Annotated in this window: 12 protein-coding genes; 5 read left to right on the top strand and 7 right to left on the bottom strand. The window is 54.6% G+C overall.

Translation table 11 applies throughout. The annotated features are described in order from the left end of the window. Window positions 1–6 precede the first annotated feature (6 nt). The 6 genes from nifE to nifH form a co-directional block, all read right to left on the bottom strand. Window positions 7–1,380 carry a nitrogenase iron-molybdenum cofactor biosynthesis protein NifE gene (gene nifE / locus O9K67_RS12990; protein WP_061495721.1) on the bottom strand — a complete coding sequence of 458 codons (1,374 nt, stop codon included), beginning with the start codon at window positions 1,378–1,380 and terminating at the stop codon, window positions 7–9. A 166-nt stretch (window positions 1,381–1,546) separates the two neighbouring features. Further along, the gene (locus O9K67_RS12985; RefSeq protein ID WP_061495723.1) at window positions 1,547–2,209 is read right to left on the bottom strand and encodes a NifB/NifX family molybdenum-iron cluster-binding protein; all 663 of its coding nucleotides are present in this window, start codon (window positions 2,207–2,209) and stop codon (window positions 1,547–1,549) included. A gap of 11 nt (window positions 2,210–2,220) precedes the next feature. Continuing rightward, window positions 2,221–2,439: a putative nitrogen fixation protein NifT gene (gene nifT / locus O9K67_RS12980; protein ID WP_061495725.1), complete on the bottom strand. Its 219-nt coding sequence runs from the start codon at window positions 2,437–2,439 to the stop codon at window positions 2,221–2,223. Window positions 2,440–2,479: 40 nt separating this feature from the next. Further along, the gene (gene nifK / locus O9K67_RS12975; RefSeq protein ID WP_061495727.1) at window positions 2,480–4,042 is read right to left on the bottom strand and encodes a nitrogenase molybdenum-iron protein subunit beta; all 1,563 of its coding nucleotides are present in this window, start codon (window positions 4,040–4,042) and stop codon (window positions 2,480–2,482) included. 55 nt (window positions 4,043–4,097) lie between these two features. Then, a complete protein-coding gene (gene nifD / locus O9K67_RS12970; RefSeq protein ID WP_061495729.1) occupies window positions 4,098–5,546 on the bottom strand; it encodes a nitrogenase molybdenum-iron protein alpha chain in 1,449 nt (482 codons plus the stop codon). Between the two features lie 26 nt (window positions 5,547–5,572). After that, on the bottom strand, window positions 5,573–6,454 hold the full coding sequence (gene nifH / locus O9K67_RS12965) for a nitrogenase iron protein (protein ID WP_061495732.1): 882 nt from the start codon (window positions 6,452–6,454) through the stop codon (window positions 5,573–5,575). Window positions 6,455–6,822: 368 nt separating this feature from the next. Here nifH and nifJ point away from each other — a divergent pair, with 368 nt between their 5' ends. The 5 genes from nifJ (at window position 6,823) to O9K67_RS12940 (ending at window position 15,740) form a co-directional block, all read left to right on the top strand. Beyond that, window positions 6,823–10,335 carry a pyruvate:ferredoxin (flavodoxin) oxidoreductase gene (gene nifJ / locus O9K67_RS12960; RefSeq protein ID WP_061495734.1) on the top strand — a complete coding sequence of 1,171 codons (3,513 nt, stop codon included), beginning with the start codon at window positions 6,823–6,825 and terminating at the stop codon, window positions 10,333–10,335. Window positions 10,336–10,462: 127 nt separating this feature from the next. Beyond that, complete coding sequence (locus tag O9K67_RS12955; protein WP_061495736.1) at window positions 10,463–10,960, top strand: cupin domain-containing protein; 498 nt, start codon at window positions 10,463–10,465, stop codon at window positions 10,958–10,960. A 211-nt stretch (window positions 10,961–11,171) separates the two neighbouring features. Next, a complete protein-coding gene (locus tag O9K67_RS12950; RefSeq protein ID WP_061495738.1) occupies window positions 11,172–13,295 on the top strand; it encodes a hypothetical protein in 2,124 nt (707 codons plus the stop codon). Further along, window positions 13,264–15,126, top strand: a complete 1,863-nt coding sequence (locus tag O9K67_RS12945) for a hypothetical protein (RefSeq protein ID WP_061495740.1) — start codon at window positions 13,264–13,266, stop codon at window positions 15,124–15,126. The genes O9K67_RS12950 and O9K67_RS12945 overlap by 32 nt, the downstream gene beginning before the upstream one ends. Then, window positions 15,123–15,740, top strand: a complete 618-nt coding sequence (locus tag O9K67_RS12940) for a hypothetical protein (protein ID WP_061495742.1) — start codon at window positions 15,123–15,125, stop codon at window positions 15,738–15,740. The genes O9K67_RS12945 and O9K67_RS12940 overlap by 4 nt, the downstream gene beginning before the upstream one ends. Here the strand turns inward: O9K67_RS12940 and O9K67_RS12935 are convergent. Further along, window positions 15,706–16,605, bottom strand: coding sequence for a LysR family transcriptional regulator (locus tag O9K67_RS12935; RefSeq protein ID WP_061495744.1), 900 nt, complete (start codon window positions 16,603–16,605; stop codon window positions 15,706–15,708). The genes O9K67_RS12940 and O9K67_RS12935 overlap by 35 nt on opposite strands. Window positions 16,606–16,627: the final 22 nt, after the last annotated feature.

Here is a 16,627-nt window from a genome sequence, read left to right as displayed (position 1 = left end):
GACTCCTTATTGCCACGGCGCGCGAGCGTGGGTTTGCGGCCAGACCGGGCTTTCCAGGGTCTGACAGAGTTGTTCGGCCAGCGTGACGATGCCGCGATAGCCGGCGAAGGCATGCTCACGCTCCTGGTTAATATCCAGAAACGGCAACCGCGCTTTGTAGGCGGTGTACATATTGCGTCCACCGGCGATCATCATGTCCGCCTGGTAGCGGTACACCACATCCAGCAGCGTACGGGCGTTGCCCTCATCGAGCATGATGGCCTCGTCACCCATCAGTTCACGGATGCGTTGCCGATCCTCTTCGGTTGATTTGCGGGTGCCGGTGGCGACCACGGTCATCCCCAAATCCTGTAACGCGGAGACCACCGACCAGGACTTCACACCACCGGTGTACAGCAGTGCTTTGCGACCGCGTAACCGCTCGCGCAGCGGGGCCAGAGCCCGTTCGGCGTGCTGCTCTTCGCGGGAGATTAACGCTGCCGTTCGTGCGATCAGATCCTCATCACCGGTCAGGGCGGCTAACTGGCGTAAAGCATCAGAGGTGGCGCGCACGCCGTAGAAACTGCCCTCAAACCACGGTATGCCATAACGTTGTTCCAGCGCGCGGGCAACGTTAATCAGCGCTCGCGAGCAGACCAGCATATTGACCTGCGCCCGGTGCAGGGTCTGAATGTCGGTAAATCGTCCGTCGCCGGAAAGACTCCCCAGTACACGGATCCCCAGCTCATCAAGCAACGGCTGGATATGCCAGAACTCCCCGGCAATGTTGAACTCGCCAATCAGCCCGATATCGTGGCGGTGCGCCGGGGAAAAGGGGGTATCGTCCGGCCAGGGCGACGGCTCGCGACTGCCGATCACCTGCTTCACCATCACCTCACCGGCCAGGCGATTGCCGAGATTTTTACTGCCATAAAAACCCGCCGCATCCACGGCGATCACCGGCACGCCCGTGGCGGTTGCCGCCGCCTGGCAGACGGCATCAATATCGTCGCCCTCCATGGCCGGGACGCAGGTGTTGTAGACAAAGACTGCTGCCGGGTGGTAACGGTTGACGATATGGCGCACCGCATGAAACAGGCGGCGCTCACCGCGCCCCATGATCACATCCTGCTCGTTAAGGTCGGTGGTAAAGCCCAGTCGGTTGATAGCCGGACCGGAGCTCAGGCTGCCGCGATTGTCCCAAGAACTGCCGGTACAGCCGATCGGGCCGTGCACCAGATGTGCCACATCGGACAGCGGCAACAAGGTGATCTGCGCGCCATCAAAGGCACAGCCGCCAGCGGTGGCGCCGGGTTTGGGGGCGCTACAGCCGGTTTTTTGTTTATGGTTGTGTTCGCAGGCGGGCTCATCAAGCAGTGCGAGAATCTCATTCCCCTTCATAGTCACCTCATGTATGGATTGGGTTACCGGTGGTGTTGCAAATCGCAGGCCAGAAGCGAGTGATTGATTTGTAAGGGAAAATTTATGTTGGCTTTGCGACAAAACGAACAATTGACGTAATGCCTACGTCAAAAAAATCCCCCGCGAACGGGGGGATGAGAAGGCGTCAAAACACGCGCGCTTCCAGAGGGTTATCGCGCTCCAGTCGTTTAGCCAGCCAGGGGGGCAGCCGTCCGGCAAGCAGCGTTTTGAGCGCCTCGCACTGCGAGAGAAGGGTAAAACCCGGTGAGACTTTCATGGGGTGAATATTATGGCGGATCAGGCGCGCCGCAGCCGGGCCACCAATCGCTTCACAGAACAGCAGGTGGCAATCCTCCAGTAAGCGGGCGCGGCTCTCATTCGGCTCTTTATCTTCCTGACTGCCGGGGTAGCGACGTAAATCATGCAGCCAGTACCCCTGATCATCAAAAGCATAGATAAAGAACAGGCGGCCCTGACCAAAATGACCGTTGATCGTCAGGCCATCCTGCGAACAAAAAGCGGCAATTAACTGCGGACGCCGCGCGTCTGGCGCTTGCACAGTAAGATGCGCTGGTAATTCACCGCGCAGACAGGCTCTTACCCGGCTCCAGCGCCCTCTGGACATCAGTGCATGTGCATAGGGGAATCGCGCCTCCAGTTGCTGCGTGTTCAGCGACGCCAGATAATCCGTGGTTAATGTCTCGTCGCGCTCGTCGGTCAGCCAGGCGACAATCTGCGCAGGTTGTAACTCCGGCAAAGACTGAAACAGCGCCAGCATCCGCCAGAAAAGTCTGTCGTTGTCAAACATGGAACACCTCCTTACACCCGCGCATCGCGGGTGGCGCGCAAACTGATCGGAAACGCAGGGCGACCTGGCTGCTCATTCACGTAATAACGGCGTCCGCCCTCCAGAGAAAGCACGCCACCCCAGCGTTGGGTGGTGTCATGCTCAATGTGCAGAACCCGCGCTTCCAGATCCTGTTTGGCGATATAGCAGTAGAGATCGTTGCCACGCTGGCGAATGATAATGACTGGCATAGTGCCTCCCTGAGCCCCGTCAGTGACGGGGCTGTGATGGTTAACGGATAAGATCGAAGCTGTAGTCGGTTTTGCCAAGCTTGATGGTCTCTTTGTCCACTTTCTCCAGCACCGCGTTAACCAGCGTCGTCAGGATGCTCATCGCGCCTTCGTAGCCCCAGGTCGTCTGGCGGTGCAGATGATGGCGGTCAAACAACGGGAAGCCCAGGCGGATCAGCGGTACTTCAAACTGTTCGCCTTTAGCGAGGGTGTCGCGCTGAATGAACTTGCCATAGGAGTTGCCAATCATAAAATCCGGCTGGCGGGTGAACATCAGCGAACGGAAATGCCACAAATCGCAGTTGATAAAGACCTCGCTCTGTTGACCATACGGTGAGTCGTCGAGCATTTTCTTCATCGCTTTCTGCCAGCGTTTACTGCCGTTATGACAGAGGATCACCGTCGGTTCGCAACCCAGTTCCAGCAGGAAGCGGGTCAGCCCCATCACAAAATCCGGGTCGCCAAACAGACCGAATTTCTTGCCGTGCAGCCAGGTATGGGAGTCGAGCATCATATCCACCAGGCGGCCACGCTCCAGCGTCAGCGCATCGGCAATCGGCTTGCCGGTAAGCTGGCTGATGGTCATCAGCAGCGCATCGGTGCCCGCCAGGCCAATCGGTGTCGTGACCTCTGTCGCTGGCTGGTTCCACATCTCCTGCACCACTTTTTTGGTTTTCACCAGTTGCCAGGGTTGCAGCAGCAGTGTGTCGATAGCATCGGGTGCCTCGCGCATCTCCTGTTGCGTAGTACCGCCGGAATACATGTGGTAATGGCCATCCGCCGGGGTATCCAGCACCTCTGAAGGATCCGACAGCAGGCTACAGGGCACATCCATCTGTTCCATCATGCGTTTCAACACGCGAAAATTACCCAGATAGGTTTCAAAACCGGTCACCAGATTGAGGCGCGGCAGCTTACCTGGCTGCCCCTGATAATCGGCGGTGAAGGCGCGGGCAAAACCCTCGAACATATTGTCCCAGCCAGTAATATGGCTACCGATAAAGCTCGGTGTGTGGGCGTATGGCACCGGAATGGCGGCATCAAGAAAACCGTCTTTTTTGGCGTTGGCAATAAAGGCCTGTAAATCGTCGCCGATCACTTCCGCCATACAGGTAGTGGAGACGGCGATGATCTCCGGTTTGTACAGTGCACTGGCGTTTTGCAGGCCGGTATTGAGGTTATTATTACCGCCGAACACGGCGGCATCTTCGGTCATGGAGTCCGATACGCAGGCCACCGGCTCTTTAAAGTGACGGTTAAAATAGGTGCGGAAATAAGCTACGCACCCTTGGGAACCGTGCACATAGGGCAGGGTATTGGCGAAACCCAGCGAACAGAGTACTGCGCCTAGCGGCTGGCAGGCTTTGGCGGGATCGATGGTCAGCGCTTCGCGTTTAAAGTTCAGTGCTTCGTATTCCGGTGTGGTCGTCCACTGGAACACTTCCTGCACCCGCTCCGGCGAGTGCGCTTCTTCCATTCCCCGTTTACCGCTAAACAACGTTTGGTAGGCATCCTGTTCGAACAGCGGATGGCAGTTATGGATTTTCTCAACAGTTTGGCTCATGGTGTTCTCCTCCCGCGCCACAAATCGGTGAACAGACGGGATAGCAGGATAAAAGTCAGGCGGATTTCAGCCACGGCGCGGTCAACTGACCCCAGGCGGGATTGTTGAGCGTCATATCCATATCACTGGCAAAAATGGCGAAACCGTCATAGCCGTGGTACGGGCCGGAGTAATCCCAGGAGTGCATCTGGCGAAATGGCACGCCCATTTTCTGGAAGATGTACTTCTCTTTGATGCCGGAGCCGATCAGATCCGGCTTCAGGGCCTTAACGAACGCTTCCAGCTCATAACTGCTGGCGTCATCAAACAGCAGCGTGCCTTCTTTCAGCTCCGGCAGGGTGCGATCGTAATCGTCGTTATGAGCGAACTCGTAGCCTGCGGCGATGATCTCCATCCCCAGATCTTCATAAGCGCCTATCACATGACGCGGACGTAAACCGCCCATATAGAGCAGCACTTTGCGCCCCTCAAGACGCGGCCGGTATTTGGCGATGATGGCGTCATTTTGTGCCTGATAGCGGGCGATCACCGTTTCAGCATTGGCGCGAATGGTGTCATCAAACTGATCGGCGATTTTCCGCAGTGACTCGGCGATTTTGGTCGGGCCAAAAAAGTTGTACTCCATCCACGGAATACCGTGTTTTTCCTCCATATGACGAGAGATGTAGTTCATGGAGCGGTAGCAGTGCACGAGATTGAGCTTCACGAAGGGGGTATTTTCCATCTCCACCAGCGTGCCGTCGCCGGACCACTGCGCCACCACCCGTAATCCCATCTCTTCGAGCAGAATACGTGATGCCCAGGCATCGCCGCCGATGTTGTAATCACCGATGATTGCGACATCGTATGGGGTGGATTCGAACGGTTTACCCTCGCGGTTATCCAGAACCCAGTCGCGGATCACGTCATTGGCAATATGGTGCCCGAGAGACTGCGACACACCGCGAAACCCTTCGCAGCGCACCGGGATCACCGGTTTGTTCAGCACTTTACGGCTGGCGTTGGCAACGGCTTCAATATCGTCACCGATCAGGCCCACCGGGCATTCCGACTGGATCGAGATGCCTTTGGTCAGCGGGAACAGCATTTCCATCTCTTCAATCAGTTTGGTCAGCTTTTTGTCGCCGCCAAACACGATGTCGCGCTCCTGAAAATCAGAGGTAAAATTCAGCGTGCCGAAGCTGTCCACGCCGCTGACCCCGGTGTAGTAGTTACGCCGACCGGCGCGGGAGTACTGACCGCAGCCGATCGGGCCGTGTGAGATGTGGGCCATATCTTTGATCGGCCCAAACACCACCCCTTTAGAACCGGCGTAAGAACAGCCGCGCACGGTCATTACGCCGGGCTGTGACTTACGGTTAGAGATGATGCACTTACCGACGCTTTCCTGCTCCGGATCGGTGACCATCATGTGCTTTCTGCGTTCTTTGCGCGTCTTCTCCGGAAAAACCTCCAGCACCTCCTGGATGATGTCCAGATTACGTTCGCCTGTTGCATTGCTCATTGTGCTATTCCTTCGATCAGGAGGCCTCAGGCCGCGTTCTCTTCGGCGGCGGTTTTACCGATGATGCTGGTGTCTTCCACATCCATAATGCCGAACTCCATCAGCAGTGCTTCCAGCTCGTCCATGGTGCAGGGGGTCGGTACCACCATTTTGGTGTTGTTGACGATCTTGCTGGCCAGCGTGCGGTATTCATTCGCCTGTTTGCAGGTAGGGTCATACTCGATCACCGTCATACGACGGATTTCGGCGCGCTGCACGATGTTGTCGCGCGGCACGAAGTGGATCATTTGCGTGCCGAGTTTTTCCGCCAGTGCGATGATCAGCTCGTCTTCGCGGTCGGTCTGACGGGAGTTACAAATCAGCCCGCCGAGGCGCACCTTGCCGGATTTGGCATATTTAACAATGCCTTTGGAGATGTTATTGGCAGCGTACATCGCCATCATTTCGCCGGAGCAGACGATATAGATCTCCTGCGCTTTGTTTTCACGGATCGGCATGGCGAAACCACCGCACACCACGTCACCGAGCACGTCGTAAAACACAAAATCGAGGTCGGGAACATACGCGCCTTCTTCTTCAAGGAAGTTGATGGCGGTGATCACCCCGCGCCCCGCGCAGCCCACGCCTGGCTCCGGGCCGCCGGATTCCGCGCAGCGCACACCGCCGTAACCGATTTGCAGCACGTCTTCCAGCTCCAGGTCTTCCACGGAGCCGACTTCCGCCGCCATCTCCATAATGGTGTTTTGTGCTTTGGCGTGAAGGATCAAACGGGTGGAGTCGGCTTTCGGATCGCAGCCAACGATCATCACTTTTTTGCCCATCTCGGCGAGGGCAGCAACGAGGTTTTGTGTGGTGGTGGATTTACCAATACCGCCTTTACCGTAAATCGCACATTGACGCATGGTCATGGTGTTTCTCCTGTGGGTTGTGTGTTTGCCACATACCCTTGTGCAGGGAACATACCAGCCATGCCATATTTATTAATTAATTGATTATATTGATTTTTATATTTTGGCTGCCTGAGCGGGAAGGGCAAAGAGTAAACAATCACCAGACCATTTGTATGAAACCGGACAATCGTGTTTGTCGGCGGCGGCGTGTGCCCGGTGCCCGACACTTTGTCGGCTGTTCAACAGGATGTCGCTTTCCCTGTCTTATTCCATGCAATGGCGTTTGTGAGATGCTTGGTAATCGCTTGTATTTCCACGAATAAATGAGCTGGCACAGGCTGTGCAATAGCCCACGGACCAGACCTCTCACATTCGAGGAACGAGCAATGTCCGGAAAGATGAAAACAATGGATGGCAACGCGGCGGCGGCATGGATCGCCTATGCCTTTACTGATGTCGCGGCGATTTACCCCATCACCCCCTCCACGCCAATGGCGGAATACGTGGATGAGTGGGCCGCCGCCGGTAAGAAAAACCTGTTTGGTCAGCCGGTGCGGTTAATGGAGATGCAGTCCGAAGCCGGTGCTGCCGGGGCGGTGCACGGTGCGTTACAGGCCGGGGCGCTGACCAGCACCTATACCGCCTCGCAGGGGCTGCTGTTGATGATCCCCAATCTGTATAAAATCGCCGGAGAGCTGTTGCCGGGGGTGTTTCATGTGAGCGCCCGGGCATTGGCGGCCAATTCGCTGAACATTTTTGGTGACCACCAGGATGTGATGGCCGTTCGCCAGACGGGCTGCGCCATGCTGGTAGAAAGCAATGTGCAGCAGGTGATGGATCTTTCGGCGGTGGCCCATCTGGCGGCCATTAAAGGTCGTGTGCCGTTTATCAACTTCTTTGACGGTTTTCGCACCTCCCATGAGATCCAGAAAATTGACGTGCTGGAGTATGACGAGCTGGCCCCACTGCTGGATACCGACGCGCTGGACCGTTTTCGCCGCAACGCCCTTAACCCCGATCACCCGGTGATCCGCGGTACGGCACAGAACCCCGATATCTATTTTCAGGAGCGCGAAGCGGCCAACCGCTACTATGCTGCGTTGCCGGATATTGTTGAAGGTTATATGGCGGAGATCGCCGCTATCACCGGGCGCGAATATCACCTGTTTGATTATTACGGCGCGGAAGACGCGGAACAAATCATCATTGCTATGGGGTCGGTGTGTGACACCGTTTCCGAAGTGGTGGATGCGCTGATCGATAGCGGGGAGAAAGTCGGGCTGATGACGGTCCATCTGTTTCGCCCGTTTTCACTGGCGCACTTTTTTGCCAGTATCCCGCAGAGCGTGAAGCGTATTGCTGTGCTCGATCGCACAAAAGAGCCGGGTGCGCAGGCCGAACCCTTATGTCTGGATGTAAAAAACGCCTTTTACCACCACGACAACGCGCCGCTGATTGTAGGGGGGCGTTATGCGCTGGGGGGCAAAGATGTGTTGCCGGGACATATTGTGGCGGTATTTGAAAACCTGAAAAAACCGTTACCGAAGGATGGCTTTACGGTGGGGATTTTCGACGACGTCACTCACACCTCATTGCCGTTGCCCATGCAGGATGTACAGGTCTCCCGCGAAGGGATCACCGCCTGTAAATTCTGGGGACTGGGCTCAGACGGCACGGTCAGTGCCAACAAAAGCGCCATCAAAATTATTGGCGATAACACGCCGATGTATGCGCAGGCCTATTTTGCTTACGATTCGAAAAAATCCGGCGGCATTACCGTCTCCCATTTGCGCTTTGGCGAGCGTCCCATCACCTCGCCGTATCTGATCCACAAGGCTGATTTTATCGCCTGTTCACAGCAATCCTATGTCGATAAATATGATCTGCTGGAGGGGTTAAACCCCGGAGGAACCTTTCTGCTGAACTGCACCTGGTTCGGCGAGGATCTGGAGGCGAACCTGCCCAACAGCATGAAGCGTTATATTGCCCGCCAGGGCATCCGTTTTTACACCCTGAATGCGGTGGATATCGCGCGCAAACTGGGGCTGGGTGGGCGTTTCAATATGCTGATGCAGTCGGCATTTTTTAAGCTGGCGGGCATTATCGACCCGCAAACCGCCTCACAGTATTTAAAACAGGCGGTAGAAAAATCGTACGGGCGTAAAGGGCAAAAGATCGTTGAGATGAACAACGCCGCCATCGATCTGGGGATGGAAGCGATTCACGAAGTGATGGTGCCGGAACGTTGGGCAACGCTGGAGGAGGAACGGCCTGCGGATACCCGGCTGCTGCCGGATTTCATCCGCGACATCCTTGAGCCGATGAACCGGCAGAATGGCGACACACTGCCGGTCAGCGCGTTTATCGGCATGGAAGATGGCACCTTTCCAACCGGCACCGCCGCCTGGGAAAAACGCGGCATCGCCCTGCAAGTGCCGGTCTGGCAACCGGAGGGCTGTACGCAGTGTAATCAGTGCGCGTTTATCTGCCCGCATGCCGCCGTGCGCCCGGCCTTGCTCGATACGGACGAACGCGAATCCGCACCGACGGCGCTGCTGAGTAAGCCAGCGCAGGGGGCGAAAGGGTATGAATACCATCTGGCGATTTCACCGCTGGATTGCTCCGGCTGCGGCAACTGCGCGGATATCTGCCCGGCGAAGGGCAAAGCGCTGAGTATGCAGCCGCTGGAGAGCCAGCGGCATATGGCGGCTATCTGGGATCATGCGCTGGGACTGTCGCCAAAAGCCAATCCGTTTAACAAAACCACGGTTAAAGGCAGCCAATTTGAAACGCCGCTGCTGGAGTTCTCCGGCGCGTGCGCTGGTTGCGGCGAGACGCCGTATGCCCGGCTGATCACGCAGTTGTTTGGCGATCGGATGATGATTGCCAATGCCACCGGCTGTTCTTCCATCTGGGGAGCCAGTGCGCCATCGATCCCGTGGACCACCAACCACAAAGGTCAGGGGCCCGCCTGGGCTAACTCGTTGTTTGAAGATAATGCTGAATTTGGCTTAGGGATGATGCTCGGTGGGCGGGCAATACGTGAGCAAATCGCCAGCGACGTGACCGCAGCGCTGGTCGCGCCGGTCAGTTCCGCGTTGCAACAGGCGTTACGCGCGTGGCTGGAGCATAAAGAGAGTGCGGAGGGCAGTCGCGAGCGTAGCGAGCAACTGAGCGCGCTGCTGGCGCAGGAAAAAGGCGAGGATGTTTTGCTTAACCGTCTGTATCAAAACCGCGACTATTTTACCCGCCGTTCCCAGTGGATCCTCGGCGGTGATGGGTGGGCGTATGACATTGGGTTTGGTGGGCTGGATCATGTACTCGCGTCAGGCGAGGATGTGAATATTCTGGTGTTTGATACCGAGGTTTACTCCAATACCGGCGGTCAGTCCTCGAAGTCGACGCCGGTGGCGGCGATTGCCAAATTTGCTGCAGAAGGCAAACGCACACGTAAAAAGGATCTTGGCATGATGGCGGTGAGCTACGGCAATGTGTATGTCGCACAGATCGCGATGGGAGCGGATAAAGCGCAAACCTTACGGGCGCTTGCCGAAGCGGAAGCCTGGCCCGGGCCGTCGCTGGTGATCGCGTATGCCGCCTGCATTAATCATGGCCTGAAAGCCGGGATGGGGTGCAGCATGCGTGAAGCCAAACGGGCGGTGGAGTCCGGTTACTGGCACTTATGGCGTTACAATCCGCAACTGGCAGCAAAGGGCAAGAATCCGTTTATGCTCGACTCTGAAGAGCCGGAAGAGGATTTCCGTGAGTTCCTGATGGGCGAAGTACGCTATGCCGCGCTGGCGCGGACATCGCCTGAGCTTGCCGGGCAACTGTTTGAGCAAACCGAACAGGATGCGAAGCTGCGCTTTGCGCAGTACCAGCGACGGGCGGGGGAATAGACCGCTTGCCGGATGGCATTGCTGCCATCCGGCGACCAACCTCTACGATGCGATGCTGGCGGAGAACATTGACAGGCAGAATGGGGTGTTTCAATACTGAAGGGAACGCTTTTTTCAGGAATCCTCTATGAATGACAAAACGCTGCCACCCTTTGTTATCCGCAATTTCAACGAGATTGAGATGGAGACCTTTGTCCGCCCGCCGTTGTACGAGTCGCGCGGGGGATCGCTGACCAACGGCACCGCTGCCACTAAGCTTGGCGCATCAATAGATATTTTGCCGCCGGGTAAACGCGCCTGCCCGTTCCATTTACACCATGCGCAGGAGGAGATGTTTATCGTGCTCAACGGTAGCGGCACCTTGCGCATTGGCGATGAGTTACGCGCCATTAAAGAGGGCGACGTTATCTGCATTCCGCCGGGTAAAAACTGGCCGCATCAGATTATTAATACGTCCGATCAGCTTCTGCGTTACCTCTCTATCAGTACCCTGGAAAGCCCGGAAATCTGCGAGTACCCCGATGCGGATAAATTTCTCGCCCGCGCCCGGGTTGACGGGCGCGACACCTTCCGCCGGGTGGATTTTAACGGCGAAGGTGTGGATTACTGGGAGGGGGAAGACTAAAAATTGCTCGGAATTGATGACTGATACGGATAGCTGTATTGTGCGGATCAGTCATGTAAGCTGATGCATCTTCTGCGGAGTGATAAATAGCAGTTAAATAACCCGCTGCCCTGTCATGGTTTGTCACTCACGTCCGATACTATCAAAGCAGAGGCTGATTTAATGCTCTGACAACCTGTGGTGACAAATAAATAATAAGGGATCATTTTTCATGTCCATCAATATTCAAACACTAAGGACTTTGCGGGATGCTTTGCGGTCGACTCTCGAAATCTGCATTAAGCAAGGCGATGATAACGAAAATATCAATAAAATTATTGCTACATTGCGCCAGGTTGAACTGACGATCGTATTAAATAATGAGTCAATGTACGCAATAGCTGGCACTCAGGGTGCAGGGAAAACCACGCTGGCAAAAGAGACACTTGGCATAAGTGAGCGTTGGTTAAAACCGAATCCCGGTCGTGGTGAACAAATCCCCCTGTTTATTGAACAAAGCCGTGAGCTTAAATCGGGTGAGCAAGCTGCGTTTTATGTCTGTGTTAATTACAAAACGGGTGAAATTGATCGCAATGTTGCCTGCAAGGATGACGCAGAATTTGTGGCATTGCTTCAGGACTGGAATGGGCTGACCAGTAAAGAACCGCAGGAAGGGTGGCGTATTCTTTATCCAAAATTACGCATCAGCACGCAGGATTCCTTTATTGATGACGAATTAAGCTGGGTACTGTTACCGGGCTATGAAATTACCAACCAGCGCAACCACCGGTGGCAGAACATGATGCGCCATGTCCTGCTTAACGCGCGGGGTGTGATCGTGGTAACCGATCAGACAATTCTGGCGAATAGCAACCAGAATATGGTGCAAAAAGATTTGCAAGGCAACTTCGCTGGTCGTTCCCCGGTCGTAGCGATTTCCCGAACCGAAGCGCTTACCGAAGATCAGTGTGAAGAAGTTCGCGCTACGGCGGCGAAGTTGTTCAACCCGGAACGGGCTGATAGCAGCAATATCGTGACTATCGGCATAGGTAACCGCGAGAGATGGATTGACCCGCTGCGTGAGGCTATCAGAAACAACCTGTTGAATAGCGCCGCGTCTGAAGCGGCTGCGCTTGAACGCATTATGGATATTTTCCATAACGATGTGGGGGACATTATTGACCTCCTGAAAGTCTTGCACAGCAAAATGGATGATGGCGAACAGTCTGTCGAGGAGACCCTTGAGGCGTTTGACAACTGTGTCGATAAGTATGAGAAGACGCTGCGTCGTCACCTGGAAAAACAATTGTCGGCGCATAAAGAGGCCGTTTTTAGGTACTGTGAGCTTGACTATCAGCAGAAAGAAGAAGGGTTACGGAACAACCTTAAAACCCTTGGCCGGCGTTTTATGTTTGAAGGGATGCAAATAGAACGCGAACGAAAAGAGCGGGTGCTGGATGCCTGGAAGCGCAGTTACAATAATCTGAGCCTCAGCGATCGCAACTTTTTGGTGTTTGATACGGTTAACCGTGAAACGCTGGTAGCGCAGGGACTGTTGCCAGAGAATGATAATCACACCTCGCTGATGACGGCAACAAGCAGGATTGCTGACAAAATGGGCTATACCCACAGCGAACAATCAGTGATTGAAAAACATCCTGCCTCGTTGCGGACCAATGACGATCGACAGCAGGTTGAAGAGACGCTGAGAGCATTGTTATACAAACCTCAAAAGGGTGAAGAGGCAGGTACACCGCCTGCGCTTGGGCAGACGATGAAAGTGCTGCCTGCTCTGGTGATGGAGTTCGCCCGCGCGGGTTCAGCAATGGATATCTCAGTGCCAGGCCAGACTGCGCTGGCGGAAGAAGTGTTGCCAAAACAAATTTTCGATGCACTGTTTGTCAAGGGGGAAAATTATTACCCCATTCGTACCGCGTTGGGCGCGTTGATTGGCCTGGATGCGGCAGATGGCAGCCTTAATGGTGAATACAATCCGAACGCGCCGGGCGGGGCGGCGGCGATTGCTCTGTTAGGCAAAGCGGCGGTGGTGGCATCTGTTGCCTATGGTGCGTATCAGTTAACCGGTATCATTCGCGACAGCGACCGGGCGCAGATCTATTTTATTAAACGGATGTTGGATGAACTGGCATTTAGCCATATAGAGTCTGTTATCGGCCAGTATCGGGATATTATGGCCGGAATGCGCAATGTGATTGAGTTCAACCTCAACCGGCGCTTTGGCGCAGTCGACGTGTTAAGTCAAAAAAGCGAAATTATTCTCGCGATAAAAAAACTGTCCGCCGTGCAAAAAGATGCCAGACGTTATGAAGCCCATTTCCAACAAATTCTGGCATGATCTCAACGCGGAGCGTTATCACTGGGCAGAAAAGTGTTATGCCACTTTTCTGCGCCAGTGCGACGCCGATCGCCTTATTCAGACCCGCGGTGAAGTCGCCCGGCAGGTGTCGATCATTGTGTATGGGCCAACACAGGTAGGAAAAACTTCGCTCATTCTGACACTGTTAGGTGTTAAAGAGTCCTGTTTTGAGGAAGTTAGCCGAATTCTTCGTGGCGGGCAGACGTTGGGAAATAGCGCAACTGCCTGTACCTATCGCTATCGTATTGCTGAAGATGATAGCTGGTATTTTAGCCATCTTGCCCACGGACTGCAGCGTTACTCTGACGAACAAGCCACGGCTGTATTTAGCGAAATACGCCAGCAGATGGAGCATTCTCACGGCCATTTTTCCAGTATTGATATTTTTATTCCGGCCCGTTTTTTCCCAACGAATAACACGCAAGCAACGCAGTATATTATTCGCGACCTGCCAGGTATTCACGCTGCAAACGAGGTTGAGCGTGAATATGTTAGCGTATTAATGGGGCAGTATCTCAGTTCTGCTGATGTCATTTTGTTGGCCGGAACGGTGGATTCGCTGGGGTTTCTGAAACCCGAAGCCCAGGAGCACGATGTGGCGCGAGACTGGCTATGGCAACCTCATCGTTACAAAATTATGCTGACGCGCAGCTATTCCAATGCGTCAGTACACGCGTTGCTACAAAAGGGTGAATTGAAAACCCCGCTGGATATCCGCAATTACTTACTCCAGCAAATTAATACCCTCGATGTGATGCTTCCGGATGCATTTAAAACACAGCTATTCCCGGTGGAATGTGGTCACTCCTGGCTACATATTCAAAAAGGGGACGCGGGATACGCCCAATTGTGCAGGCAACTGCGCGACGATTTTTTAGCTGAATTACAGGCGCAACTGACGCAGGCGACAAACCCGCTTGCGCGTTTACGCTCTGGCTTTACGCTTCCTTATTTTCTTGGGAAGCAAATGGAGCACCTGCAAGGGATCTTTTATGCGGATAAATGTGCACTGGATGCCAGCCAGGAACGAAAACTAGGGCAGATAAAAGCTGCCAATGATCGCCTGACTAAGATCCAGGAAAGATTGCGATCTGGCCTGCAAACAGAAACCCTGTCCTCGCGTTTTACGGATTTCTCTTTTCCCACCATACCGATTATTCCCGATAAGTCGGATCAAACGGTGGATGTTTTAAAAACATGCCTTGAGCAGACCAGTGAGCATTTGCGCGATGCCTGGCGTAAGTGGGCAATAGATAATGCCCTGACAACGGATATTCAGCCGGGGTTATTTCGCACCGATAACATCGATCGTCTGCACAGTCAGCTAGCTGGCTATTATTTGAACAGATACTGGAGTAAGGAAAATTACGCTAAAGATAAAACCAGAGTGAGTGAGGCTATCAGGTCTGACATTGGCATTCTTATGACATCGGCGCAGAAACACATCATGGTCGCCACAGAGCATTATGAGCAGGGCATTTTGCGGCGAGTAAGACGTCTGCAACGTGCTGAGCACCGTCTTAACCGGATCATTGAATACTGGCGCAAAGAGGTTGAACGCCTGCAGTGCCAAATCGACACGCTTACGGATGAATACGCAGCACAGCACGCCTTGTGTGTAAGCCAGTTGACGTCGAGCAGGCGGTTTAAGGAAGTGATTGAAATGGCAAAAACAGAACGCGCGCAACAGCTTAAAGCGCAATTTACTCAGGCGCAGGCTTCGCGTGATGAACGGGTCGCTCTGATACTGGCTGCCAAAATGCTGGAAAAAGATTATCGCTACATCAAAATGTTAGGAGAGGGTGAATGAGTTCTCATGGCGGCGCGGTGAGGGAAGAAGAACTGCTTGTTGATGAACTGGTGCAGGATCTTTTTCTGCAAATGCTGACGCGGGAATTGACGGCGCATGCGGGTAAAATTACACAAGAGATCAACGATAATATCGGGTTCAATGCTGCTGAGTTGCTGAAAAAACTCAGCAAAAAGCATTCAGATCTGCAAAGGGAACAGGAAGAGAACAACGTACAGCGTCAGGACGACCTTCTTCAGGAAATCCAGGGCATTAAGCAAAACACCAACGCGCTACCTGACACTATGACGGGCAGGCTTGTTCCTCACGTTGACAGAATCAGTCAGGCTATAGCCAGGGGGCAACAGGCCAGCGCCAGCGAGGCTGCGCTATTGCTTGACGCGATTGAACAACTGAAACTTGCCGTTGTTCAGCAAGATGAGCAGCAACGAATGTCCACCGAGCAAACGGCGAAAACGTTAACCGACATCATCGCAACACTGGCTGAGAATGCTGCGCGTACCGACACCTTGCAACGTTCGGCGAAAAGAAACACAGGCTGGTTCTGCGTCAGTGCCGGGCTGAATCTTCTCTTGGCGGTTATGGTTTTTGCTCTGTTTCGCGGATGGCTGTAATAAACGCCTGCAACGTCGCGGGGATCTGGCGGTGGCTGGAGTAGTAAAGGCACAGCCCTTCAATGGGCGGGCACCAGGACTCCAGCACCAACACGGCGTCTCCCTGCGCAATGGCCTGGCGGGCGTAAGGCTCCGGTACAAACGCAATGCCGAGGCCTTTTACCGCCGCTTCAACCATCAGCGCACTGTTATCGAGACACAGATTTCCGGGCACATCCACTAACAGCGGTTTGTGATGGTCCATCAATTCCCAGCGGTAGCGCTTGCCGCCAGGAAGGCGCTGGCAAATGCAGCGGTGCTGATGCAGATCCTGCGGTGTTTGCGGCGTTCCGGCCTGGCTGAGATAGCCCGGCGAGGCAATAGCGATAAAACGGATCGGGCCACCAAACGGCACAGCAATCATATCCTGGGGCACAGATTCTGCCAGGCGCACCCCCGCATCGAACCCTTCTGCCACAATGTCCACCAACCGGCCTTCGGTGACCAGATCCAGCGTCACATGCGGATGCGTATGCAGAAATCCTTCCACGACATGCTGCAACAACCAGCGTGCGCCGCCTTCGTTGGCATTGATCCGCAACGTTCCGCTCAGCGTCTGCGCACCAAGACGCGTGGCATCGAGTACGTCGTCCAGTTCGTTCAACAGTGGTTGTAACCGTTGCAACAGCGCCGCGCCATGCTGTGTGAGCGAGACGCTGCGGGTGGTGCGGTGCAGTAGTCGGGCGTTTAGCTGGCTTTCCAGTGAACGCATCGCGTGACTGAGCGCGGAACGGGAAACTCCCAGTTCATTGGCGGCACGCTGAAAACTACGATGCCGGGCAACCAGCACAAAGGCGTTTAAATCACTCAGAGCGGGCGGTTTCATTGTTGAAAATGTCTCACCATAT

This window comes from Kosakonia oryzendophytica (assembly GCF_027886705.1).
Taxonomy (GTDB): domain Bacteria; phylum Pseudomonadota; class Gammaproteobacteria; order Enterobacterales; family Enterobacteriaceae; genus Kosakonia; species Kosakonia oryzendophytica.
The sequence above is the reverse complement of the archived record's forward strand: the minus strand, read 5'-3'. Positions and strand labels throughout refer to the sequence as shown.

Excerpts from the sequence above, each read along its gene's own strand:
- O9K67_RS12950 (WP_061495738.1), top strand. The coding sequence starts at position 11,172 with ATGTCCATCAATATTCAAACACTAAGGACTTTGCGGGATGCTTTGCGG.
- nifH (WP_061495732.1), bottom strand. The coding sequence starts at position 6,454 with ATGACCATGCGTCAATGTGCGATTTACGGTAAAGGCGGTATTGGTAAA.
- O9K67_RS12945 (WP_061495740.1), top strand. The coding sequence starts at position 13,264 with ATGAAGCCCATTTCCAACAAATTCTGGCATGATCTCAACGCGGAGCGT.
- O9K67_RS12985 (WP_061495723.1), bottom strand. The coding sequence starts at position 2,209 with ATGTTTGACAACGACAGACTTTTCTGGCGGATGCTGGCGCTGTTTCAG.
- nifD (WP_061495729.1), bottom strand. The coding sequence starts at position 5,546 with ATGAGCAATGCAACAGGCGAACGTAATCTGGACATCATCCAGGAGGTG.
- nifK (WP_061495727.1), bottom strand. The coding sequence starts at position 4,042 with ATGAGCCAAACTGTTGAGAAAATCCATAACTGCCATCCGCTGTTCGAA.
- nifT (WP_061495725.1), bottom strand. The coding sequence starts at position 2,439 with ATGCCAGTCATTATCATTCGCCAGCGTGGCAACGATCTCTACTGCTAT.
- O9K67_RS12955 (WP_061495736.1), top strand. The coding sequence starts at position 10,463 with ATGAATGACAAAACGCTGCCACCCTTTGTTATCCGCAATTTCAACGAG.
- nifJ (WP_061495734.1), top strand. The coding sequence starts at position 6,823 with ATGTCCGGAAAGATGAAAACAATGGATGGCAACGCGGCGGCGGCATGG.
- O9K67_RS12940 (WP_061495742.1), top strand. The coding sequence starts at position 15,123 with ATGAGTTCTCATGGCGGCGCGGTGAGGGAAGAAGAACTGCTTGTTGAT.
- O9K67_RS12935 (WP_061495744.1), bottom strand. The coding sequence starts at position 16,605 with ATGAAACCGCCCGCTCTGAGTGATTTAAACGCCTTTGTGCTGGTTGCC.
- nifE (WP_061495721.1), bottom strand. The coding sequence starts at position 1,380 with ATGAAGGGGAATGAGATTCTCGCACTGCTTGATGAGCCCGCCTGCGAA.